Annotated in this window: 18 protein-coding genes, 2 tRNA genes and 3 pseudogenes; 4 read left to right on the top strand and 19 right to left on the bottom strand. The window is 34.5% G+C overall.

Annotated elements, in window-relative coordinates:
* Window positions 1-106: 106 nt before the first annotated feature.
* On the bottom strand, window positions 107-3,082 hold the full coding sequence (locus BSU00_RS00430; protein ID WP_105002649.1) for a reprolysin-like metallopeptidase: 2,976 nt from the start codon (window positions 3,080-3,082) through the stop codon (window positions 107-109).
* A gap of 72 nt (window positions 3,083-3,154) precedes the next feature.
* On the opposite strand from BSU00_RS00430, the gene lipB reads away from it, so the two are divergent.
* Window positions 3,155-3,853: a lipoyl(octanoyl) transferase LipB gene (lipB, locus tag BSU00_RS00435; RefSeq protein ID WP_105002650.1), complete on the top strand. Its 699-nt coding sequence runs from the start codon at window positions 3,155-3,157 to the stop codon at window positions 3,851-3,853.
* A gap of 55 nt (window positions 3,854-3,908) precedes the next feature.
* Here lipB and BSU00_RS00440 read toward each other — a convergent pair whose 3' ends face one another.
* The 5 genes from BSU00_RS00440 to rsgA all read right to left on the bottom strand — a co-directional run bounded on the left by BSU00_RS00440 (window position 3,909) and on the right by rsgA (window position 7,406).
* The gene (locus tag BSU00_RS00440) at window positions 3,909-4,550 is read right to left on the bottom strand and encodes a YceI family protein (RefSeq protein WP_105002651.1); all 642 of its coding nucleotides are present in this window, start codon (window positions 4,548-4,550) and stop codon (window positions 3,909-3,911) included.
* A gap of 68 nt (window positions 4,551-4,618) precedes the next feature.
* Complete coding sequence (locus BSU00_RS00445; protein ID WP_105002652.1) at window positions 4,619-5,335, bottom strand: ThiF family adenylyltransferase; 717 nt, start codon at window positions 5,333-5,335, stop codon at window positions 4,619-4,621.
* Window positions 5,332-5,982 carry a TatD family hydrolase gene (locus tag BSU00_RS00450; protein ID WP_105002653.1) on the bottom strand — a complete coding sequence of 217 codons (651 nt, stop codon included), beginning with the start codon at window positions 5,980-5,982 and terminating at the stop codon, window positions 5,332-5,334. The genes BSU00_RS00445 and BSU00_RS00450 overlap by 4 nt, the downstream gene beginning before the upstream one ends.
* 2 nt (window positions 5,983-5,984) lie before the next feature.
* Window positions 5,985-6,437, bottom strand: a complete 453-nt coding sequence (gene dtd / locus BSU00_RS00455; RefSeq protein ID WP_105002654.1) for a D-aminoacyl-tRNA deacylase — start codon at window positions 6,435-6,437, stop codon at window positions 5,985-5,987.
* Between the two features lie 27 nt (window positions 6,438-6,464).
* On the bottom strand, window positions 6,465-7,406 hold the full coding sequence (rsgA, locus tag BSU00_RS00460) for a ribosome small subunit-dependent GTPase A (protein ID WP_105002655.1): 942 nt from the start codon (window positions 7,404-7,406) through the stop codon (window positions 6,465-6,467).
* 22 nt (window positions 7,407-7,428) lie between these two features.
* On the opposite strand from rsgA, the gene BSU00_RS12845 reads away from it, so the two are divergent.
* Window positions 7,429-7,581: a hypothetical protein gene (locus BSU00_RS12845; protein ID WP_158254371.1), complete on the top strand. Its 153-nt coding sequence runs from the start codon at window positions 7,429-7,431 to the stop codon at window positions 7,579-7,581.
* Between the two features lie 27 nt (window positions 7,582-7,608).
* Here BSU00_RS12845 and BSU00_RS00465 read toward each other — a convergent pair whose 3' ends face one another.
* The 10 genes and pseudogenes from BSU00_RS00465 to trxA all read right to left on the bottom strand — a co-directional run bounded on the left by BSU00_RS00465 (window position 7,609) and on the right by trxA (window position 16,869).
* Window positions 7,609-8,691, bottom strand: a complete 1,083-nt coding sequence (locus BSU00_RS00465; RefSeq protein WP_105002656.1) for a bifunctional 3-deoxy-7-phosphoheptulonate synthase/chorismate mutase type II — start codon at window positions 8,689-8,691, stop codon at window positions 7,609-7,611.
* 11 nt (window positions 8,692-8,702) lie between these two features.
* Window positions 8,703-9,566: a prephenate dehydrogenase gene (locus BSU00_RS00470; protein WP_105002657.1), complete on the bottom strand. Its 864-nt coding sequence runs from the start codon at window positions 9,564-9,566 to the stop codon at window positions 8,703-8,705.
* Window positions 9,567-10,707: pseudogene (locus tag BSU00_RS00475) on the bottom strand (pyridoxal phosphate-dependent aminotransferase).
* Window positions 10,704-11,528, bottom strand: a complete 825-nt coding sequence (locus BSU00_RS00480) for a prephenate dehydratase (RefSeq protein ID WP_105002658.1) — start codon at window positions 11,526-11,528, stop codon at window positions 10,704-10,706. The pseudogene BSU00_RS00475 and the gene BSU00_RS00480 overlap by 4 nt, the downstream one beginning before the upstream one ends.
* 215 nt (window positions 11,529-11,743) lie before the next feature.
* On the bottom strand, window positions 11,744-13,855 hold the full coding sequence (locus BSU00_RS00485) for a thioredoxin domain-containing protein (protein ID WP_105002659.1): 2,112 nt from the start codon (window positions 13,853-13,855) through the stop codon (window positions 11,744-11,746).
* Between the two features lie 125 nt (window positions 13,856-13,980).
* On the bottom strand, window positions 13,981-15,066 hold the full coding sequence (locus BSU00_RS00490; protein ID WP_199176745.1) for a linear amide C-N hydrolase: 1,086 nt from the start codon (window positions 15,064-15,066) through the stop codon (window positions 13,981-13,983).
* Between the two features lie 131 nt (window positions 15,067-15,197).
* Window positions 15,198-15,271 (bottom strand) — tRNA-Asp (locus BSU00_RS00495).
* Window positions 15,272-15,362: 91 nt separating this feature from the next.
* A tRNA-Asp gene (locus BSU00_RS00500) sits at window positions 15,363-15,436 on the bottom strand.
* A gap of 54 nt (window positions 15,437-15,490) precedes the next feature.
* Window positions 15,491-16,412 (bottom strand): annotated as a pseudogene (locus BSU00_RS00505) (DUF58 domain-containing protein).
* Window positions 16,413-16,551: 139 nt separating this feature from the next.
* Window positions 16,552-16,869: a thioredoxin gene (gene trxA, locus BSU00_RS00510; protein ID WP_105002660.1), complete on the bottom strand. Its 318-nt coding sequence runs from the start codon at window positions 16,867-16,869 to the stop codon at window positions 16,552-16,554.
* A gap of 288 nt (window positions 16,870-17,157) precedes the next feature.
* Here trxA and metK point away from each other — a divergent pair, with 288 nt between their 5' ends.
* Together metK and BSU00_RS00520 are read left to right on the top strand one after the other, a co-directional pair.
* Complete coding sequence (metK, locus tag BSU00_RS00515) at window positions 17,158-18,411, top strand: methionine adenosyltransferase (protein WP_105002661.1); 1,254 nt, start codon at window positions 17,158-17,160, stop codon at window positions 18,409-18,411.
* Between the two features lie 137 nt (window positions 18,412-18,548).
* A pseudogene (locus BSU00_RS00520) lies at window positions 18,549-19,807 on the top strand (cation:proton antiporter).
* A gap of 63 nt (window positions 19,808-19,870) precedes the next feature.
* On the opposite strand, the gene BSU00_RS00525 reads toward BSU00_RS00520, so the two are convergent.
* From BSU00_RS00525 to queA, 3 genes are all read right to left on the bottom strand, one after another.
* The gene (locus BSU00_RS00525) at window positions 19,871-20,848 is read right to left on the bottom strand and encodes a polyprenyl synthetase family protein (RefSeq protein ID WP_105002662.1); all 978 of its coding nucleotides are present in this window, start codon (window positions 20,846-20,848) and stop codon (window positions 19,871-19,873) included.
* A gap of 153 nt (window positions 20,849-21,001) precedes the next feature.
* Window positions 21,002-22,039, bottom strand: coding sequence for a 23S rRNA (adenine(2503)-C(2))-methyltransferase RlmN (gene rlmN / locus BSU00_RS00530; RefSeq protein ID WP_105002663.1), 1,038 nt, complete (start codon window positions 22,037-22,039; stop codon window positions 21,002-21,004).
* A gap of 95 nt (window positions 22,040-22,134) precedes the next feature.
* Window positions 22,135-23,184, bottom strand: a complete 1,050-nt coding sequence (gene queA / locus BSU00_RS00535) for a tRNA preQ1(34) S-adenosylmethionine ribosyltransferase-isomerase QueA (protein WP_105002664.1) — start codon at window positions 23,182-23,184, stop codon at window positions 22,135-22,137.
* Window positions 23,185-23,237 lie beyond the last annotated feature (53 nt).

Here is a 23,237-nt window from a genome sequence, read left to right on the forward strand (position 1 = left end):
TATTTTTTAGATGTTTTGTTGTGCTCTATTATAGTTTATAGTCTCAGAATTTATGAACTTTTTAGAAAGCAAGTTATAAAAAGCGAGTCGATTAGACTCGCTTTTTCTACTTTATGATTAGCTTTGAGATTGTTTGTTTACTACCGTTTTGAACTTGTAATAAGTACATACCTGCTTTAACCGAATCAAAATTTAAGTTTTCTGAAAATACTCCTAATGCCTCTGGAAAATGCAAATCCTGAAGCACTCTTCCTCTTATATCGTATAGCTTTACGGTAACTCCTTTCTCATTTTTGAGTAGAAAAGATAGTTGAAATGCTCCATCAGAGGGGTTTGGATATATTTTAAAATTTTCAAAAACAGTAGTATTGGTTGATGCTACAGCATCTATAACTACAGTGTAATCCTCTACTTCTCCATCGAAGTTTGTTTCGCATGCCGCAGGGTCTCCATCGTTTAAATACTTCGTAGAAATTCTTAACAATGTATTTCCGAGTTCAGCATTTTCAGGAATAGTAATTTGTAATGGGCTATTACTTGTAATTCCATTAGAATTAGAATTCACAATACCTAAATCATATTCTTCCTCGGGGTCTAGTTTGCAATTCTGATTCCAATCAAACCATGCGAAGGTTTTCGTTTGAAAAGCACCATCGGTATTTGCATATACAGTAAGTGGTATAGATTCCCCTTGTTGCACAAGAGTTGAAATGGCAGTGAAGTCATTATATCCCTGCGTTTTGTTGGGAGTAGCGTTGTCAATGGTATTAAATCTTACTAAAGTTGTACTAGTGTTGTATTGTGTAGTTCCTGAAGAAGTACAAATACCATCAATAATATTTAGCCTAATAGGGATATTTTGTGTAAACGAAGTGCTTTGTGCATTCAATGTGATTTCATAAGAGTCAGATAACACGTTTTCCAGATTCGAAATATCTAGATAAAAGTTTCCGTTTTCACTGATATTTTCTGCGCTCAAATTACTCGTTGCTCCCGGGGGTAGATCTTGTATGCTTAACGATACGTTTTCAGTGTAATTAGAAGATTTTAGAAAATCAAAATTAAATCGAATTTCTGTGGTAACCTCATTGCAGATTTCAGTGTCTCCGGTGGTATTAGTAATTGCGAAATTCGGTGTTGTATTAATTCCAAAAGAGGAGGTAATGTTATAAAAAATATTATCGGCTGCTTCCACCATTATATAAGCACTAGTACTGGTTGTGACCGTATTTGGTAAAGTGATAGTTTCCTGGCCATCATTATCAGTATTTGTTGCTAAGGTAACAGGAAATGTACTTCCTCCATCTGTAGATAATTTAATATTTACTTTTTTACAGTTTATTGGTGTTTCATTTGTTTTACCAACTACCCAAGCTACATCTATCGTTTCATTTTGCTCTAAATTAGGAAGGTTAGTTACCGTAAAAATAGGAGCATTCACTACATTTACAGTAACATCATCTCTGGAGTTGGCACCTCCATTAGTGTTGTTATCTCGAACTGTTAGCGCAAAATTTAGTTCTCTGGCGACACTTGGTAAAACTTCCCATGTAGAACCCGTATTTCCGGATATTACAGTATTAATTGCAGGGAAATAGCGATCAGGACTATTTGATGGTGCTAACGATCGGAACAAAGGACCTCCGATATTGGTTGCTTCCGGTGGCATCGATGCAGCAATTTCATTATCTATTTGTTCCCAAGTATACGTTAAAGCATTTACTCCATTATCGTCAGAGGCATTTGCTTTCATTACGAAAGGAGTGAGTTTAGGAATGCTATATGATCCACCTGAAACTACTGTTGGAGCTATATTGTTGGTATCTTCCAATGTGGCACAGGTAGCAGATGTCTGTATAATCTCCCACATTTGAGCTATGCTTACAGCATGGAAATAGTCATCGCTTACCGATTGTATATTTGGACTACATATACCTGCATATGCCATTATTGTAGATCCACTTCCGGGTTCCACAGCAGTTGATCCAGTTCTATTTCCGTTACAGAAATTATTAAAGGTATGGGTAGCTCCAAACTGATGTCCTATTTCATGTGCTACATAATCTATGTCAAATGGATCTCCAATAGGTTGTTGCCTTCCTGTTATACCTCTAGCTTTTTGATTTGAGATACAAACTACTCCCAATCCTGCAAGTCCACCACCACCGGTACTAAATGTGTGACCGATGTCGTAATTTGAGGGAGTTATTATATTATCACAAACACTTTGGCTTTCATTGATTAAAAGGCTCGCATTGTCGTTTGATAAGTTGTCTGTGCTTGGGTCTAAAAAAATAATTTTATCATTGTCGTTTACTAGCACCATACGAACAGCCATGTCTCTTTGATATACAGCGTTTACTCTAGTCATCGTTGTATTCATGGCTGAAAGTACTGCTGCTTTTTTTACCTGATCTGTTGCAGTAGATGGTATATTCTGTCTACTGAGGTGAAATAAGGAATATTCGCCTGTACATGCTATGGCAATTCTAAAAGTTCTCAATTTTCCATCGTCAACGGTTTTATAGGAATTTTGTCTAGCAGCATTATTTTCTTGTTTAGAATCATTTGTCAAACAGATAAAATCCTCTTTGTCATGGTTTATGTCTTCCTTTTTGTATGCAAGATACTTATCAAGATTTTTAGTTAAAGGGTCAATATAGATTGTCTTTTTACTTCCAGAAGTTATCATTACATGAACACCATCGGATCCAATACTGATATATGCATGCTTATCAGGATTCTTTATACATTTACCCGAATAGGAAGTGATGCTGCTGAATTTCCTAGCAATCTCCTTCTCAAAATTAGAAATTTTTCGTATTTTGAAAATAGAGAAAATACCATTACTGTCGGGTAATACAATTGTAATTGCATTACTTTTAGTTGCGGTTCTTAGGTGGGTAACAAACGCCTTTTTATCCAAAGAATAGCCTTCGAAATCTTTGGGCATAATATTCCTTTCAAGAAGTGTACTTTTGTTTTGTAAATTATAGGATTCTAATTTTTTCCAGTAATTTTGTGCATTAGCTAAAAATGTACTAAATAAAAAAAGTGAAAATAGAAGGTAGTATTTTTTCATAAATAAATTATTTAACGCAGTTATCAACCAAAACTATTTAATTGATATTTTTTTAACAAGATTTATAAAATTATGAATAAAAAAATTAAGATTGATGATTTAACCCAAAAAGATTTCAAAGAAACTTGGGATTTGCAAACACAATTGCTAGACTCTATAATAACACTTAAAAGAGCAAAACGCAACGGCGAGACCACAGAGGAAACACCGAATTATTTTTTGTTTGTAGAGCATCCTCACGTGTATACTTTGGGAAAATCTGGGGATCTTAAAAATCTATTAATTTCAAAAGAACAACTACAACAAAAAGGGGCTTCTTTTTATAAAATAAATAGAGGAGGTGATATTACTTACCACGGACCTGGACAAATAGTTGGGTATCCTATTTTAGATCTTGAAAACTTTTTTACCGATATTCATAAGTATCTTCGACTTTTAGAGGAAACCATTATTCTTACCCTTGCAGAATACGGAATTGAATCGGGCAGAAGTAAAGGCGAGACAGGGGTTTGGCTAGATGTAGGTACTCCTTTTGCCAGAAAGATATGTGCCATGGGAATACGAGCAAGTAGGTGGGTTACAATGCATGGTTTTGCTTTGAATGTAAATGCAGATCTTGGTTACTTTGACAATATCATACCCTGCGGTATCCGTGGAAAACAGGTTACTTCGATGCAAGCAGAATTAGGAAGAGAAATTGACGAACAAGAGATAAAAGAAAAGATTCTAAAGCATTTTAAAGAACTGTTTGCAGTAGAACAATACATGTAAACTAAAAAAGTGATTGGTTTCCAATCACTTTTTTAGTTTAATTCAAAAGAACAACTTAGTTTTTCGCTTTTACATCGAATGAAATTTCAATTAAATCGTCAATAAATTTATCTTTTAAATTTTCAAAAATCTTTTTTGATTTATATTCAATACCGAATTCTGTTCTATCAATACTAAAGGTATCACTTTTAAAGGCCATTAACCCATTTTCGTTATAAATTATCGCAGGAATGGTAATACTTTTAGTAACATCTTTTATCGTAAGATTTCCTGTAATGTGTAATTTTTCGCCTTTCATTTCAGAGGAAGCTACTTCAAATTTTGCAGCCGGAAATTTTTCAACATCAAAAAAATCAGCAGCTTTTAAGTGCTTCTCTAGATTCTCTTTTCCCTGACCCTCTAAATCGGTACAAACGATTGAATTCATATTAACTACGAATTTTCCAGCTTTAATAATTCCATTTTCAACTTCGAATGCTCCGTACTCCATTGCGATATTTCCATTGTGCGAACCCGTTGGTTTTGATCCTTTCCACAGCATTGTAGACTCTTCAATGTTTACTTCGTAGGAATTTGCAAGATTTTCTACTTTTTGTACATCTTTAACCTCTTCACCCGTAGTAACTTTATTTTTTTCTGTCTTACAAGAAACTGCGGTTAAGGCTACAAATGCTATTGCTAAAATTGATTTTTTCATGGTATTGTTTTAAAAAATTGATTAAGTTAAGTACTACAAATTTAATTAAAATTTATTTTCCTTGGAAATTATTTTCTTTTTAATAACTGATTAATAACATAAGATGCTGCTTGAAGTCCAAATGCAGCAGGCATGTAACTAATGGTACCGTAGTATGATTTTTTAAAGTTTTTCCCATCCGTAAGTTGTAAGCTATTAGGAATTTGAATTTCTTCAGAATATACCGCTTTAACTCCTTTGTCTACTTTTCGTTCTGCTAGTCTTTTTCGCAGTGTTTTAGCCATTTTGCAATGTTTTGTCTTCGAGATATCTTTTACCTTTACTTTGGAGGCATCGAGTTTCCCTCCAGCACCCATAGAACTGACTATTTTTACTTTTTTTCTTCTTGCAGCAACTAATAAGTTTACTTTAGGGGTAATGCTATCAATACAATCTATGACATAATCATACTGTGGGTCTATGATTTCATAGGCACGCTCTGGTGATAAGAACTCTTCCAAAACCGTAAGGTGAATATCTGGATTGATATCTACTATTCTCTCGGCCATTACTTTGGCTTTAGATTTTCCTATAGTGCTATCTAAAGCTGGAAGTTGTCTGTTTTTATTTGTAATATCAAAAGCATCACCATCAACAATTGTCATTTTTTGCACGCCAGCTCTCGCGATAAATTCTGCGGCAAAAGAGCCAACTCCACCTAGTCCGACAATTAAAATATTGGCTTTTTTAATTTTAAGTATACCTTCCTTTTGTACCAACAGTTCGGTGCGTTCTAACCATTTCATAAAGTAAATATGTTGTTAAAATTGTAATTAATTTCTGTTTGAATTTCTGTGATATTTTTTCCTTTTAAAGCAGCAAATTTATAATAAATGTCTTGTATAGAATAGGCTGTGTTATCCGTTTCTAATAAAAAATTCTCCGTATCTATACTACGAACTACCTCTTGCAAATTTTTATTTTTTAACAAAGATGCACCAACAGATAAAACGATTCCATTGCGGAGAAGCTCTCGCGCCAGGTGTATGTTTTTATGGTACCCATGTACAATCCATTTCTGCTTCGGTTTTCGTTGTTTTTTGATAGCTAATAGCTCATTGTAACTTTTAACACAATGAAGAAGTACAGGTTTTTCATATTTTTCTGAAATTTCTATTTGTTGTTGCAAAACCTCTACTTGCAATTCAAAGTTTATATCAATTTTTTTATCCAAACCACATTCTCCAATAGCAAGGCATTTTTTGGAAGAAATATTCTTGTGTATGCACTGGAGATCGTTTTCGATTTGTCCCTGATTAATATACCATGGATGGATGCCAATAGAAAAATAAGTACTATTTATTTTAGAGTTTGGGTACTGGTTGTAAATCGAAATGATTGCCGGATCCTCTTGTACAGTATGCGTATGCGTATCATAAAATTGAGGTTCCATGTTTACTCTTTATTTTTTGTATCTATAATGATGGTAACCGGGCCGTCGTTACACAAAGCTACTTGCATGTCGGCACCAAATTCTCCAGTTTGTATTTTCTTTCCTACATCTTGCTCAATTTGCGAAATGAATTTTTTATATAATGGAAGTGCAATTTCTGGTTTAGCAGCTTTTATATAGCTTGGTCTATTTCCTTTTTTTGTTGCAGCTTGAAGCGTGAATTGGCTCACCACTAGGAGATCTGCATGAATATCCTTCACCGATTTATTCATGATGTTATTTTCATCGTTAAAGATTCTTAGGTTTACAATTTTTTTAGATAACCATCGTATATCTTCTTCAGTATCGCTCTCCGTGATACCTATTAATACGACAATACCATTTTTAATAATGGCAACTTTATTGTTCGCAATAGTTACGCTAGCTTCCGTAACTCTCTGTAGTACTGCTCTCATGTTTGTAATCTCCTAGCTAATATGTTGTTATCTCCAAATATCCGTTCTGTAATTTTCCTCCTCGTCTTCTAAAATTTGCAAGTAACTCTTATAACGTGACCAAGATATCTCTTCATTTTCTAAGGCTTCCTTAACGGCACATTTTGGCTCGTTTATATGAATACAATTGTTGAATTTACAATCTTTCTTCAATTTGAAAAACTCGGGAAAGTAGTCTCCTAATTCGTCTTTATCCATATCAACAACTCCAAATCCCTTTATTCCCGGCGTATCAATAATTTGGGCATTAAAACTCAAGTCAAACATTTCTGCGAATGTAGTGGTGTGCTGTCCTTGTTTATGCTGCTCTGAAATCTCCTTAGTCTTAAGATTAAGGGATGGTTCAATTGCATTTACTAATGTTGTTTTTCCAACCCCAGAATGTCCTGCAAACATACTTACTTTACCTTCCATAATTTTTTTTACAGAAGAAATATTTATGTCTTGTATTGCGGAAACTTCAATGCAAGTGTATCCAATATTCTCGTAAATATCTTTTAGATAAAGAATTTCAGCTCTTTCGTCTACGGAATAGGAATCAATTTTATTAAAAACTAAAATGGTCTCAATGGAGTAGGCTTCTGCAGTAACTAAAAAACGATCTATAAATGTAGTTAAAGTTGGTGGGTTATTGATGGTAATTAAAAGAAAAACTTGGTCAATATTAGCGGCAATAACATGGGTTTGTTTCGATAAGTTAACCGATTTTCGAACGATACAGTTTTTACGTTCTTTGATGGTAGATATAACCCCAGTTTCAGCATCTGTTTTGGATTCTAGTTCAAATTCGACAACATCTCCAACTGCTATTGGATTTGTACTCTTAATTCCTTTTATTCTAAACTTTCCTTTTATTCTACACTTGTATAATGTAGTGCCTGTTTTTACCCAGTACCAGCTTCCTGTAGATTTATAGACAGTTCCAATCATCTAACAAAGATGCAAATAAAAAATGAAAAAGATGGCAGAGAAAGGCTGGGAATTAGCATTTGTAAATAGTGGTGAAGCGAGTTATTCTGGTAGGGGAAATAGTAATGGTATTTTTATCACACGATACGGGTTTAAAAGAAAAAGAAAGACACCTGTTGCTCAATCTTCCAATTAAAAAAAACGCCCATTAGGGCGCTTTTTCTTATCCGTTTATAATTTTCTTTTGATGGTTAATACTTTCTTGATGAATTGCTTTAAACATTTTCAAAACAAATTCTTCACTTAAACCTCTTTGCTCACCTTCTAAAATCATATTCCCCAAAATTTCATTCCATCTTTTGGATTGCAAGACGGCAACGTTCTTTTCTTTTTTTAATGCTCCAATTTTATCTGCTATTTTCATTCGCTTCCCTAGGGTATCGATAAGCTGATTATCCGTGATGTTAATTTGAGCTCTTAAATTATCTAGCGAGTCTCTATAGGTTTGGTCAGAGGTTGTTTCTTTTCGCACTTTTAAGTCTATCATCATTTGTTTAAGGGTGTCTGGTGTTACTTGTTGTGCAGCATCACTCCAAGCATTGTCTGGATCTATGTGTGTTTCAATCATTAAACCGTCAAAATTTAAATCAAGAGCGGTTTGTGAAACTTCAAATACCATGTCTCTCTTACCAGTAATATGAGATGGATCACAAATTAAGGGCAAATCTGGGAATTTATTTTGAAACTCTATAGCTAGCTGCCATTCTGGAATGTTTCTGTATTTAGATTTTTCATAAGTAGAAAATCCTCTGTGAATTGCTCCTAATTTTTTAATCCCCTTAGAGTACAATCGCTCTATTCCTCCAAGCCAAAGTGCAAGATCAGGATTTACTGGGTTTTTAACCAAAACAATTTTATCGGTACCCTCTAAGGCATCCGCAATTTCTTGCATGATAAATGGGCTCACGGTAGAGCGTGCTCCAATCCATAATAAATCAATGTCGTGTTCTAATGCTAATTTTACATGATTAGCATTGGCAACTTCTGTACAAGTTTTCATCCCCGTTTCTTCTTTTACCTTTTGAAGCCATTTTAGACCTAATGCTCCAACACCTTCAAAGTTTCCGGGTCTTGTTCTCGGTTTCCAAATACCAGCGCGAAAATAATTCACATCAGAATCCTTTAGCTCGTGTGCAATTTTAAGCACTTGTTCCTCTGTTTCGGCACTGCATGGTCCTGCGATTACCAATGGGTGAGACAAACTCATGTCTTCCAACCATGTTTTTAATTCTTTAGAATTTTCCATATGTATTTCTGTTAGTTGGTCTCCTCAACGAGAATTCCATTTAATATTTGTTTTATATAGTTTGTATTTTCCATCTCTTGGTAAATCTCAGTGAATCTAGCGTCTTGTAATAGTTCTTTAAAATGAATTAGATTTAAGATATATTCCTCAAGAGTTTCCATAATGTTTTCTCTGTTTTGTTCAAAAATAGGGGTCCACATGGCGGGTGAACTTTTCGCTAGTCTTACTGTAGAGGCAAATCCACTGCCAGCCATGTCAAAGATGTCCCGCTCATTTTTTTCTTTTTCAATAACAGTTTTCCCCAGCATAAAAGCACTTATATGTGATAAATGAGAAACATAAGCAATGTGTTTGTCATGCGATTTAGCATCCATATAGCGAATCCGCATTCCAAGAGCAGAAAATAGTTCTAATGCCTTTTCTTGTAATTTGAATGCTGTTTTTTCTACTTCACAAATTATATTTGTCTTCTCTTGATATAAGGTGCTTGTGGCTGCCTTTGGTCCTGAGAATTCTGTGCCTGCTATAGGGTGTGTCGCTAAAAAATTTCGTCTGTTTTTGTGCTTTTCAATAGCCTTGCATATATCTACTTTAGTTGAGCCTACGTCAAAGACTAGTGTGTTTTCTTGAATCGAATTTAAAACCTCCAAAGTTAGCTCTAATGCAACATTTACCGGAACTGCAACGATAACCACATCCGCATTTTTTAATTCTTTTAGCGTTGCTTTTTCATGAATTATTCCTAGGTCTAGGGCTTCTTGTAGGTGGTTTTCATTGCTGTCTATTCCGTATATGGTACACGATGCATATGCTTTTTGAATTCCCAAGGCTAAACTACCTCCAATTAATCCAATGCCAATTACATATATATTCATTTAAAATCGTTTTATTGCTTCCGTAATTTTTTCTTCTGGAACACACAACGAAAAGCGTATGTATCCTTCTCCTTGACTCCCAAAGATGGTTCCTGGTGCCACGAATATATTTTTCTCATAGAGTAGTTTGTCTACCATATCTTCCGATTTTTGATCTCCGGGTAATTTAGCCCAAACAAACATTCCACTTGTATTTTTATCGTAAACACAATGTAGTTTATCTGCCAGTTCAAATATCAATTGTTGTCTCTTTTTATAAATTTCATTTTGTTCTTCAAACCATTTATCGGATAATTCTAATGCTTTAATGGCCCCTTTTTGAATACCATAGAACATTCCAGAATCCATTTGTGTTTTTACTTTTAAGACTTCCTGTATAAATGTCTTGTTTCCCAATAACTTCCCTACTCTCCAGCCTGCCATATTAAATGACTTACTCAAAGAGTTTAATTCTAGTGCAATATCTTTAGCGCCTTCGATTTGTAAAATACTCTTTGGAGCCTTATTCAAAATAAAACTATACGGGTTGTCATTAACAATAAGAATATTGTTTCTTTTCCCAAAAGCTATAAGTTTTTTATAGGTGTCTTCGGTTGCTTTTGTACCTGTTGGCATATGTGGATAATTTACCCACATTATTTTAACTCTAGATAGGTCTTGTTTTTCAAGTGCTTCAAAATCGGGTTGCCAGTTTGTTTTGGCATCCAATGCATAGAACACTGAAGTTGCTCCAAGTAGGTTCGTAACAGAGCTGTAAGTTGGATACCCCGGATTAGATGAGTACGGCATCTCCCTCGTTTAAAAAAGCCAAAGAGATGTGCATAATACCTTCCTTACTTCCCATTAACGGTAAAATTTCATTCTCTGGATCTACAGTAACCTTATACTTTTCTTTATAAAATTGGGCAACCGCATTTCTGAATTCTGGTAAGCCTTGGTAACTCTGGTATTTGTGAGCTCCAATATCTAATACGCTTTTTTGAATCGCTTCAATTACAGGGCTTGGCGGAGCTAAGTCTGGGCTACCGATACCTATATTTATTATCGGTCTTCCTGTTGCTACGAGGTTTCGAACTTCTTTAAGTTTTTTAGAGAAGTAATATTCCTGAACCGTTTCTAATCTTTTTGCAAAAGTAATCATGCTCTTCCGTTTTTATATTCTCCGAGTACTTTTAAATTGTTGGCCATAATTTCTAAAATGGCTTTTGCTTTTTTATAATCTTCATAGGTATTGAAGGTTACATCGATAAAAAAAGCATATTTCCATGGTGTTTCAATGATGGGAAGTGATTGTATTTTTGTTAAATTTAGTTTACAATCGCTCATCACATTAAGAACTGTGGCTAAGCTGCCTCTTTTGTGGTCTAATTCAAAGCGAAGTGATGCTTTGTTTATGTTCTCTACCCCATTTTCAGGCTTTTCTGTTTGTAGAACTACAAATCTAGTTTCGTTATTTTTTATGGTCTGAATTTCATCTTCGATAATTTCTAAATTGAAAATCTCTGCTGCGATTTTTGGAGCAATAGCAGCAACACCCTGCAGTTTTTCTTCGGAAATTGTTTTTGCAACGGCTGAGGTGTCTACGTCTTCTACTAATTTTATGGAAGGATATTTTTTGAAAAATTCTTTACACTGAAGCAACGCCATAGGGTGGGAGCAAACCTCTTTTATATCTTCTATTTTTTGACCAGGTAAAGCCATTAAATGATGGTGTATTGGTAAATAGTACTCTCCTGATATATGCAAGTTGTTTTTGTCTATTAATGCATAGTTAGGGATAATTGAACCTGCGATGGTATTTTCAATAGCCATTACAGCCTCGTCGGAAGTGCTACATAACAAACTATTACTTAAAATGTCAAAAGATAAACACTCGTTTATTGTAATATCTTTGCCATAATATTTTTTTGCAACGATATGATGATTGCTACCTTGTATTCCTTGAATCGCTATTTTTTTCATTTTGGTGTAAAAAAAAAGCCTCGATACAATCGAGACTTTAGGTTTATATTATTTTTTGTTACTTAACAATATGGTATAAAGTCTCTTCTTTTACTAAAAAAGTAAAAGTAAAAATAGAAACCTTGCCATACGTTTTGTAACATTCTTTGTGTTTTTGTTTTCTAATACAAATCTTAGAAATTAATTTAATACTACCAAATATTTTTTGTAAAAAATTATTTAACCCCTGAAATCAAGGGTAAAGCATCGGGTAGTTTTCTTTTAGGGAGCTTACAAGTACCATTGGTACAAACATAAATTAGTGTTTGACCTGAAACATATTTACTTTTCAGCAAAGGAATTGTACTAGTAGTATCGGAAGTACCACTGAATATTATATTTGGTATATACAGCTTGTACATCTCTTTTGCAAGCTCAGATACGTTTTCTCCTACTATGGCAACTTCGTAATATGGTAGAGTATAACTCATTAACAAGTGAAGCCAATTGGTGAAATTCTGGGGTGATGTTGTTACGCTATTAATCACGTTATTTAGCATTAAAATTGCGAGTTCATTCATTTTTTTATCAGAGAAATAAAGGCTTAGCTTATGAAGATTTCTCGCCATCTGAGAATTTGAAGAAGGAATCACTCCATCGATTATTGCTGTTTTTTTAGAGATTAGATCTTTGTCCTCTTTAGAGCTGAAATTAAACATTTTAGTGTTCTCGTCATAAAAGTACTGCATAGCATACTCCATTAATTCTTTTGCAGCCTGCAACCATTTTTCCTCTAAGGTAACTTCATACAAAGCAATAAAGGCATCAATAACAGCCGCATAATCTTCTGCATAAGCATTAATGGTACTTTTATTGTCTTTGTAATTTCGGTACAACCCACCGTCTTTTTTGAATTGATTTTTTACGATAAACTCCGCATTTTTTATAGCGGTATTTAAATACACTTCTTGGTCAAAAGCACGATATGCATCTATAAACCCTTTAAGCATCATGGCGTTCCATGAGGTAAGTACTTTTTTGTCTGTGGCAGGGCGAGATCTTTTACCTCTTATTTCTAGTAATGCTTTTTTCCAGTTATTTACCTTTTGTTCTAGTTGTGCTTCAGAAATGTTAGCAGCAATCGCCAGCTTATTTTTAGAAGTTGTTCTTTGTAATATGTATTTGTCGTCTTCCCAATATCCTTTTTTGTCAATACTAAAATAACGTGAAAAAAGAGCAAAATCCTCTTGTAAAATAGCTTCTAGTTCTTCTTTTTTCCATACGTAAAATGCGCCCTCTTCCATGTCTCCATTTCTATCTTTACTGTCTGCATCAATGGAGGTGTAAAAAGCACCATTACTGCTAGTCATTTCCTGTAAGATAAAATCCAAGGTCTCTACTGCAACGTTTTTGTATAGTGTTTTCTTTTCTTTTTGATATGCTTTTGCATAGAGGCTAACCAATTGTGCATTATCATACAGCATTTTTTCAAAGTGAGGAATCCGCCATTCTTCCTCGATAGTATATCTAGAAAATCCACCTCTAATATGGTCATAAATTCCACCATAAGCCATTTTTGTAAGACTAGTGTTTAGGTATTTTTGAAGAACAGTATCTTTGTATTGGTGTTCAAAACGCATTAAAAAATCAAGTGCATTGGGTAATGGGAATTTTTGTTTTCTTAGGAATCCACCATTGGTATAATCTAGATTTATTTTTAAACTATCTACCGAAGCAGCTAAGATATTTTCGGTGAACTTTGTGGGGGTGTTGTTTGGTTTAATGATATTATTTTCTCGGATACCTTTTGTTATTTTTTCTGCGAATTCTTTAAGTTTCCTTGGGTTTTCTTTATACAAAGCAGAAACCTCTTCTAAGATATTTTTCCATTGTTTTTTGGTGAAGTAGGTTCCTCCAAATATTGGCTTCCCATTTGGCAGTGCAATACAGTTTAGTGGCCAGCCTCCACTTCCAGTCATTAATTGTACAGCAGTCATATAGGTGTTGTCTACATCTGGTCGTTCTTCTCTATCTACCTTTATATTTATGAAATTTTCATTCATAATTTTTGCAATAGAATCATTTTCAAAACTTTCTTCCTCCATTACATGACACCAATGGCATGCTGCATACCCTATCGAAATAATGATTAGTTTGTTTTCATTTTTAGCCTGTTCTAATGTTTTGGGGTTCCAAGCTTTCCAATTCACGGGGTTGTAGGCGTGTTGTAAGAGGTATGGGCTTGTTTCTTGGAGTAATTCGTTCGACTTTTTCGACGGTGATGTGGTGCAACATAAAAGAGTAAAGTTAATAGCAATTCCTATAAAAAGTTGCTGTAAATATCGCATGGTATCGATCGTTTAGGTTGTAGCATCAAAAGTAACGAATACGTTTTAATTTACTTCAAACATACTCTACTATAAAAAAACCTCGAAATATCGAGGTTTTTTGGTTCAGGTTAGATTGTGTATTTTTAATTTACACGAACAGTCTCGTAAGTTCTCGGAGTTTCTGCTTTAATAACAGTCATTTTACCTTTCACTTGTTTTAAAACATCCTTTAGTATTAATTTTTTAACAGCCTGATTTTTGTAGGTCTTGTAGTAGTATATAGAGTTTTGTGTGTCCACTACCGAGGTCCAAACGGTATAATCTGTTAATAAACCGTTTTTGGTATTTTCTTTGATAACTCCTTTGGGAATATCAAAGGCGTTTAAAATATGAAAAGCTCGAAAAATTCCTTCCTCTGTATTTTTACTTTGTAAAGAAGTATTAGCAAACGCTGTCGCTCTAACAAATCGAGAAGGAGAGGTGTAATCTCCTGGTAATCCTAGCATACCTGTTCCCTCACCAAGTGAGCCGTACTTTACTCCATTGATTTCAAAACCGTGTTTGTTTTGAGCTCCTAAATTTACATAATTTCTCAAGTTGGTAAGGTGCCAATCGTAGGTAGGATTATTACAAATAGCATTTACTGTATTTTCATATATTTGAAGACCATCTTTGGTGTATTCAATAACTACAGATCTACCAGATTTATCTGTTACTGCATAGTGAAATGGCGCTTCACCTTGAATATCTTCTATAAAAGATCCAACAACAGAAACGTTTTTTAATCCTTTTATAACCTCATCTACGGTTGCAAAACTGCCAAGTATATAATTTCCCATTTCTTCACTTGACACAGCTCTTGACTGGTTTTGCGGAGTCAAAGGTTCATAAGAAGCGAATCCTGCAAAATAAAAACATCCTAAATATAGCCCTGCTTCATTTACACCATCTACCACAATCATTTTTTCAACAGCATTCATTCCTGCAAAACCGTATTTTGCTTTCATCGTATAGCCATCTTTTCCTTCAACAGAACTTAAGAATTTTATAGGAGTTCCTTTTGGAACTACTAGTAAATTAGACCTAACATCGAATCCAAATTCCATGGTTCTGGCCGGTATGGTTACACCGTTAAGTGTTTTGATAATAATTCCTGTACATGCAAATGTACTTGGAATGCTTATGATAGAACATAGCATAAGCATGATAAAAAGTTTGTTTAGTTTCATAATTTTTATTTTAATTCTTAAAAATAAAGAAATAATAACAAAGGTCAAATAAATTTTACAGTTTCTGAAAAGGTAAATAGTAGCGAGATAAAAAACACAAAAAAGCCTTCAAATTATTTTGAAGGCTTTTGCGGTCTGGACGGGACTCGAACCCGCGACCCCATGCGTGACAGGCATGTATTCTAACCAGCTGAACTACCAAACCGTTGCTTTTAGAGCGAGCACAAATATAAAATTGTTTTTTGTATTTGCACTATTTTTATGTGTGTTTTCTCGTTTAAAAGAGAAGCTTCTAGCGGTCTGGACGGGACTCGAACCCGCGACCCCATGCGTGACAGGCATGTATTCTAACCAGCTGAACTACCAAACCGTTGCTCTAAGCGGATGCAAATATATAACTTTTTTTAATTAAAAAAGTAAGTTATTATAAAAATTTCCTTCTGCTAACAAGGTATGAAGTGAGGATTTCGTTGTATCCTTTTGCTCTGTTTACTGGAACATAATCAATTTTATATTGTAAGCATTTGTTTTTAAGATTATTGAAAAAGTTAGCAGCCAATTCTCTATATTGTTTTTGAATATTTTCAGCGTATATATTAATTTCTTTCCCAGTTTCTAGGTCTGTAAATTTTTTGGGAGTATTGTCGAAGTTAAACGAGAATTCAAGTTCCTTATCATAGGTGTGAAATAAAATTACTTCGTGCTTATTGTGTTTTAAATGCCGCAGTGCGTCAAAAAGTTCTTCCTCCTCTTTTGAGGTTTGGAGCATGTCTGTGAATAAAAAAATTAAAGACCTTCTGTGAATTTTTTCTGCAATCTCATGCAAATATTCATAAGTTCTTGTGCTTTTCTTAGAGGGATTAGAAAGTAATTTTTCCAACTGATTTAGAATCATTTTACGATGACGTTCGCTTCCTTTTTCTGGGGCATAGTATTCATAAGAATCGGAATATACACTCAAACCTATTGCATCTCGTTGTTTTTTTAAAATCTCCATGAGACAGGCAGAGGCAACTGCCGCAAATCCTATTTTATTTAGGTTATTTAAATCGGTGTTTTTTATTACTGGATAATGCATCGAAGCTGAATTGTCAATAATAATATGGCATCTTAGATTTGTTTCTTCTTCATATTTTTTGGTGTATAATTTTTCGGTTTTGCAAAAGTTTCCAATCTATGTGTCTTGTACTTTCTCCTTTATTATACAATTTGTGCTCTGAGAATTCAACAGAAAAACCATGAAAGGGACTTTTGTGCATTCCCGTTATAAATCCTTCCACAACTTGTTTTGCAAAAAATTCAAGGTTTTTTATCTCAGATCCTAAAGAATTATTTAAATCAATCATATACTCCGAAATTACTAAAAGCACAAGCAATAAACAAAATTTTGTTCTTGTAGAAATTTCATACTTTGCTTCTAAAAATAAAAAAGGTTTAGCCGCAACTAAACCTTTTTAAATTGTATATCTTTAATTTGAAATATATCTATAAAGCAGCATCAATTTTGTCTGTGTACGCTTTTTTAGGCGCAGCACCAACTTGCTTGTCTACAACTTCCCCATTTTTGAAAATTAACACCGTTGGAATATTTCTTACACCGTATTTAGCAGCAAATTCTTGATTAGCATCTACATCTACCTTACCAACAACTGCTTTACCATTATATTCCGAGCTAATTTCATCAACGATTGGAGCGACCATTCTACAAGGACCACACCAAGCTGCCCAAAAGTCAACTAATACAGGTTTATCTGATTTTAATACTACCTCTTCAAAAGAAGCATCTGTTATTTCTAAAGCCATCTTATTTTATGTTTTATTTAAATTAAATTCGTTTTTGCAGATACAAATGTAATCAAATATTTTTCCATGGCAATTTTATAGAAATTAGTTTTAATTATAACTACATCAATACTTTTTATTACATGTATGTTGTATAATGTTTAAAATAATCTTTATTTTTGCAAGCTCAAAACATGAGGAAAAATTTGTCTGATTGCAACCTCCATAAAAAATGCTAAAGCAGTATTCTACTTCTTTTTGCAGCAATCGTAGCAAGTTTTTTGGGTATTAAATAAAAAGAAATAAATTATGCCATATTTTTTTACTTCGGAAAGTGTTTCTGAAGGTCATCCAGATAAAGTAGCAGATCAAATATCAGACGCATTAATTGATAATTTTTTGGCTTTTGACGCATCTTCTAAAGTTGCTTGTGAAACCTTAGTAACAACCGGTCAGGTAGTGCTTGCTGGAGAAGTGAAATCTAATACGTATTTAGATGTTCAGAAAATTGCCAGAGATGTGATTAACAAGATAGGATATACCAAAGGAGAGTATATGTTTGATGGAAATTCTTGTGGTGTTCTATCTGCTATACACGAACAATCAGACGATATAAATAGGGGAGTAGACAAGGGAATTCAAGAGGAACAAGGAGCAGGAGATCAAGGAATGATGTTTGGTTATGCTACTAGAGAAACTGAAAATTACATGCCACTTGCTTTAGATCTTTCCCATCTATTACTAAAAGAATTAGCCGCGCTTAGGAGAGAGTCTGACCAAATTACTTATTTGCGACCTGATGCTAAAAGTCAGGTTACTATTGAGTACTCTGACGATAACATTCCATTGCGTATAGAAGCAATTGTTTTATCGACACAACACGATGATTTTGCCTCGGAAAAGGAAATGCTTGAAACGATTGCAAAGGACGTTCAAAATATTTTGATTCCAAGAGTTATTGCAAAGCTAAACCCTCAAATTCAAAAACTTTTTAATGCCGATATCAAATATCATATCAACCCTACAGGAAAATTTGTAATCGGAGGACCTCACGGGGATACCGGGTTAACAGGGAGAAAAATTATTGTGGATACCTACGGTGGTAAAGGAGCGCATGGCGGTGGTGCTTTCTCTGGAAAAGATCCTAGTAAGGTAGATCGTTCCGCAGCATATGCAACTAGACATATTGCTAAAAATCTTGTGGCTGCTGGAGTAGCCGATGAGATTTTGGTACAAGTTTCTTATGCCATAGGTGTTGCAGAGCCAATGGGGATTTTTGTAGATACCTATGGAACCGCAAAAGTTGGGCTACAGGACGGAGAAATAGCTCAAAAAGTAGCTGCTATTTTCGACATGCGCCCCCATGCTATCGAAACGCGATTAAAACTGCGAACACCAATGTATAGCGAAACTGCTGCCTATGGTCATATGGGTAGGAAAAATGAAATTGTAACAAAAACGTTTATCCAGCCAAACGGAGAAATCAAAACTTTAGATGTAGAGTTGTTTACATGGGAAAAGTTGAATTACGTAGAAGAAGTGAAGGCTGCGTTTGCAATTTAAAATTAATATTCAAAGTAAATTTATCAAGTGTACTTGTTGTATCAAGTACACTTTTTTTACATTATGACTTGTTTTTTTATATAATTGACACAATTTTATTTTATGTTTGTCACTTAAAAGGAAAAAAGGACTAAGAAATGGACATATTTTTTATCATCACGATACTGATAGTTTTATCCGCAATCTTCGGATACATTAATATACGATTTTTGAAATTACCATCCACCATTGGTTTAATGGCGGTAAGTATTTTATTTACGCTTGGAGTTATTGGTTTGAGTAGGTTTGATGATGCTTTGTTAGAAAAAGAAAAATTACTTCTCGCCTCCATTGATTTTAAAACAGTACTCTTGGATGTTATGTTAAGTTTTTTATTGTTTGCAGGGGCATTACATACCAATTTTCAGCAATTAAAAGTGCAGCGAAAACCAATTCTAGTTTTTGCAACAATAGGTACTTTTTTGTCTACATTTATCGTTGGTACTTTTATCTATTTTCTACTCGATATTATTGGTCTTGAAGTCGCTTACATCTATTGTTTGCTATTTGGAGCACTAATTTCACCAACCGATCCAATTGCTGTTCTAGGGATTTTAAAGAAGGTAGGAGCTCCAAAACAGCTAGAGACAAATATAGTTGGAGAGTCTTTGTTTAATGATGGGGTAGGCGTAGTTATCTTTATGACTATTTTTGAGATAGCATCAGGAGAAGAAAGCTTTTCTTTTGTAGGTGTTGGAGAACTTTTTTTAGTAGAGGTCTTAGGAGGTTTATTCCTTGGTCTTACGCTTGGGTACATAACTTTTAAATTATTAAAATCTATTGACAATTACGAGACTGAAGTGATTATTACAATTGCTACTGTAATGGGAGGGACGCTATTGGCGCAAAGACTTCACGTCTCAGCTCCTTTGGCAATGGTCACTGCTGGTTTAATGGTAGGACACGATACTACCAGAAAAGCAGCGATGAGTTCACTTTCCGAACAATATGTAGATAAGTTTTGGGAGTTAGTGGATGTTCTTTTAAATGCCATTCTTTTTGTCATTATCGGAATGGAATTGTTAGCGTTAACGTTCAAAGGAGCTTATTTAATGGCTGGATTATTTGCTATTCCTTTGTTGATTATAGCGAGGTATCTATCCTTAATGTTTCCGATAGCTTTTTATGCTAAAAAGTTAAATTTCGTGCCACATACCAATATTATTATGTCTTGGGGCGGTCTTAGAGGTGGTATTTCTATCGCTTTGGCATTAAGCTTTCCGCTTCCATGCACAGAGATTTATTTCTTGTGATGACCTACGTCATTGTAATTTTTTCTATCCTATTTCAAGGTTTAACCCTAGAAAAATTAATTCAAAGGATGGGATTGAAAGAGAAGGCAATGCAGGCGAAGTAATTTTTAAGTACATAAAACTGAAGTAAGTACTGTTGGTATTCGTGGTTATTATTTTGAATTAAGTTATATTTTTCTTTCCACAACATAGTGTATCATCTGTTGCAGTGATTTTTTATATGGAGAGTCTGGAAAATTCTCAAGTATGGCAAGGGCCTTATCTTTATAGTCGTTCATTTTTTTGGTGGTATATTCTATCCCACCATTATTTTTTACAAAAGCTATAACTTCTTTTACTCTTTTTTTGTCTTTGTTGTATTTTTTTACCGAATTAATCAACCAGCTTTTTTCTTTTTTCGAACAGTTGTTTAAAGTATGTATAAGTGGCAATGTCATCTTCTGTTCTTTGATGTCTATTCCTGTTGGTTTTCCTATCTTTTCCTCGGTGTAGTCGAATAAATCGTCTTTGATTTGGAAAGCAATACCAATATATTCACCAAACTTGCGCATTTGCTGTACCGTTTTATTGTTTGCGCCAACAGATGCCGCTCCAATACCGCAACACGCCGCAATTAGGGTGGCGGTTTTTTGCCGAATGATTTCAAAATAAATGGTCTCTGTTATATCAAGTTTTCGAGCTTTTTCGATTTGCAATAACTCTCCCTCACTCATCTCTCGTACGGCAATAGATATGAGCTTTAAAATATCAAAATCTTCGTTGTCAATGGATAAAAGTAAACCTTTAGATAGCAAAAAATCTCCTACTAAAACGGCAATTTTATTTTTCCAAAGCGCATTAATGGAGAAAAATCCTCTTCTACGATTGCTGTCGTCTACAACATCATCGTGCACTAAAGTAGCAGTATGTATTAATTCCACGACAGAAGCTCCGCGATACGTCCGTTCATCAAAGCCTCCATTGGAAACCATTTTTGCTACTAAAAAAACAAACATTGGACGCATTTGTTTTCCCTTTCTTCGCACGATATAATAGGTGATTCTGTTGAGCAGAGGTACTTTGGATAGCATGGCATCTTTGAATTTGTTTTCAAAGAGTTCCATCTCTTTTGCAATGGGAATTTTGATTTGCTCTACGGGCTTCATATACGCAGTAAAAATACGAATAATTTGAGTTTTTTAATCTAAATAAAAGTAAAGTTTTGGCTTTAGAGGTCTTTTGTTTTTTTGCTTAAAGCATCTTTTTTTGGTGTGAATTTAGGCTTTGGAAAAGCGCCCTGGGATATTTTTGAACTTGGATTAGGATTTATTAGCTAATTGACCACAGGCAGCATCGATGTCTTTACCTCTTGATCGACGAACATTCACTACAATATCGTGCATTTCTAAATTTGAGATGTAGTTGTTTAGTGCTCTAGCTGATGCCTGTTGAAATTCGCCATCGTCAATAGGGTTATATTCAATCAAATTCACTTTGCAAGGAAGGTATTTACAAAAACTTACCAATGCATCAATATCTTCTTTACGATCGTTAATTCCATTCCAAACAACGTATTCGTAGGTGATTTTTCTCTTTGTCTTTTCGTACCAATACTCTAGAGATTCTCGTAGGTCTTTTAGCGGGAATCTCGTATTGAAAGGCATAATCGATGTTCTTACTTCATCGATTGCAGAGTGCAGTGAAACTGCGAGGTTAAAGCGAACCTCGTCATCTGCCAACTTGCGTATCATCCTTGGAACACCAGAGGTGGAAACCGTAATTCTCCTCGCTGCCATTCCTAGTCCTTCAGGAGATGTTATTTTTTCAATAGCTTTAAGAACATTGTTGTAGTTCATAAGAGGTTCTCCCATTCCCATGAATACAATATTGGATAATTTATGGTTGTGATATAACCTACTCTGTTTGTCAATTGCTACAACCTGGTCGTAAATTTCATCAGGATTCAAGTTTCGCATGCGTTTTAGGCGAGCTGTTGCGCAAAATTTGCAGTCTAAACTACAACCTACCTGACTTGAAACACATGCAGTAGTTCTTGTTTCTGTTGGAATCAGTACAGATTCAACAATCAAACCATCGTGTAATTTAATGGCGTTTTTGATGGTGCCATCACTACTTCGCTGCATCGCGTCTACCTGCACGTGATTAATGACAAAGTTTTCATCCAACATTTCCCGTGTTTCTTTCGATAAATTTGTCATATCCTCAAAAGAATGTGCTGCTTTATGCCAAAGCCACTCGTATACTTGATTTCCTCGAAAAGCCTTGTCATTGTTTCCGATAAAAAAGTTGCGAAGTTCTTCTTTAGAAAGTGCTCGTATGTCTTTTTTCTTGTTCAAGTGAAATTGAAATTACAGAATTGCAAAGGTATAATAAAAAACTGGTAATCTTTTGTAGAGTACCAGTTTAGTATATGGTTGTGTAATACGAATTCTTATAAGATAAGCATGGCATCACCGTACGAGTAAAACTTGTACTTTTCTTTGATTGCTTCTTGGTAGGCCTCCATCATAAAATCGTGCCCTGCAAAAGCCGAAACCATCATTAATAGTGTAGATTTTGGCGTGTGGAAATTAGTTACCATACAATTGGCGATACTAAAATCATAAGGAGGAAAAATAAATTTATTCGTCCAACCATCGAAGGCATTTAATTTATTACTCGATGATACGGAAGACTCTACCGTTCGCATAACAGTGGTACCAATGGCACATATTTTGCGTTTGTCTTGAATGGCTTGGTTAATTCGTGTAGAACTCTCCTCAGGAATTATTATTCTTTCTGAATCCATTTTGTGTTTTGAGAGATCTTCTACTTCTACTGGATTAAAGGTGCCAAGACCAACGTGTAAGGTCATTTCAGCAAAATCTACTCCTTTAATTTCTAAACGCTTCATTAAGTGTTTCGAAAAATGCAAACCTGCAGTTGGCGCTGCAACTGCTCCTTCGTGTTTAGCAAATATGGTTTGGTATCTTTCTTCATCTTCTGGTTCGACGTCTCTCTTGATATATTTTGGTAGTGGTGTTTCTCCTAATTGGATGAGTTTTTTTCGAAACTCTTCATAAGATCCATCAAACAAAAAGCGCAATGTTCTTCCTCTTGAAGTAGTGTTGTCTATAACTTCTGCTACTAAACTATCATCCTCTCCAAAAAATAATTTATTACCAATTCTAATTTTTCTTGCAGGGTCTACTAATACATCCCAAAGTCTATTTTCCGCATTTAATTCGCGCAGTAAAAATACCTCTATACGAGCTCCTGTTTTTTCTTTATTTCCAAACATACGAGCAGGAAAAACTTTCGTATTGTTTAACATCATTACATCCCCCTCGTCAAAATAATTGATCAAATCTTTAAATAGTTTGTGTTCTATTTTTTGAGAGTCTCTGTGTAATACCATTAAACGAGCTTCATCTCTGTGCTCTGAAGGATATTCCGCTAATAGTTCCTTTGGTAAATCAAAATCAAAATTCGATAATTTCATATTTTTTATTTTCTAAACGAGGGCAAATATACAATATTGCAATAGGCGTTGTC

The sequence above is a fragment of the Tenacibaculum sp. SG-28 genome (assembly GCF_002954385.1).
Classification (GTDB): domain Bacteria; phylum Bacteroidota; class Bacteroidia; order Flavobacteriales; family Flavobacteriaceae; genus Polaribacter.

Bases quoted from the DNA above. Each gene is read 5' to 3' on its own strand.
- BSU00_RS00430 (WP_105002649.1), bottom strand. From the start codon at position 3,082: ATGAAAAAATACTACCTTCTATTTTCACTTTTTTTATTTAGTACATTT.
- lipB (WP_105002650.1), top strand. From the start codon at position 3,155: ATGAATAAAAAAATTAAGATTGATGATTTAACCCAAAAAGATTTCAAA.
- BSU00_RS00440 (WP_105002651.1), bottom strand. From the start codon at position 4,550: ATGAAAAAATCAATTTTAGCAATAGCATTTGTAGCCTTAACCGCAGTT.
- BSU00_RS00445 (WP_105002652.1), bottom strand. From the start codon at position 5,335: ATGAAATGGTTAGAACGCACCGAACTGTTGGTACAAAAGGAAGGTATA.
- BSU00_RS00450 (WP_105002653.1), bottom strand. From the start codon at position 5,982: ATGGAACCTCAATTTTATGATACGCATACGCATACTGTACAAGAGGAT.
- dtd (WP_105002654.1), bottom strand. From the start codon at position 6,437: ATGAGAGCAGTACTACAGAGAGTTACGGAAGCTAGCGTAACTATTGCG.
- rsgA (WP_105002655.1), bottom strand. From the start codon at position 7,406: ATGATTGGAACTGTCTATAAATCTACAGGAAGCTGGTACTGGGTAAAA.
- BSU00_RS12845 (WP_158254371.1), top strand. From the start codon at position 7,429: ATGAAAAAGATGGCAGAGAAAGGCTGGGAATTAGCATTTGTAAATAGT.
- BSU00_RS00465 (WP_105002656.1), bottom strand. From the start codon at position 8,691: ATGGAAAATTCTAAAGAATTAAAAACATGGTTGGAAGACATGAGTTTG.
- BSU00_RS00470 (WP_105002657.1), bottom strand. From the start codon at position 9,566: ATGAATATATATGTAATTGGCATTGGATTAATTGGAGGTAGTTTAGCC.
- BSU00_RS00480 (WP_105002658.1), bottom strand. From the start codon at position 11,528: ATGAAAAAAATAGCGATTCAAGGAATACAAGGTAGCAATCATCATATC.
- BSU00_RS00485 (WP_105002659.1), bottom strand. From the start codon at position 13,855: ATGCGATATTTACAGCAACTTTTTATAGGAATTGCTATTAACTTTACT.
- BSU00_RS00490 (WP_199176745.1), bottom strand. From the start codon at position 15,066: ATGAAACTAAACAAACTTTTTATCATGCTTATGCTATGTTCTATCATA.
- trxA (WP_105002660.1), bottom strand. From the start codon at position 16,869: ATGGCTTTAGAAATAACAGATGCTTCTTTTGAAGAGGTAGTATTAAAA.
- metK (WP_105002661.1), top strand. From the start codon at position 17,158: ATGCCATATTTTTTTACTTCGGAAAGTGTTTCTGAAGGTCATCCAGAT.
- BSU00_RS00525 (WP_105002662.1), bottom strand. From the start codon at position 20,848: ATGAAGCCCGTAGAGCAAATCAAAATTCCCATTGCAAAAGAGATGGAA.
- queA (WP_105002664.1), bottom strand. From the start codon at position 23,184: ATGAAATTATCGAATTTTGATTTTGATTTACCAAAGGAACTATTAGCG.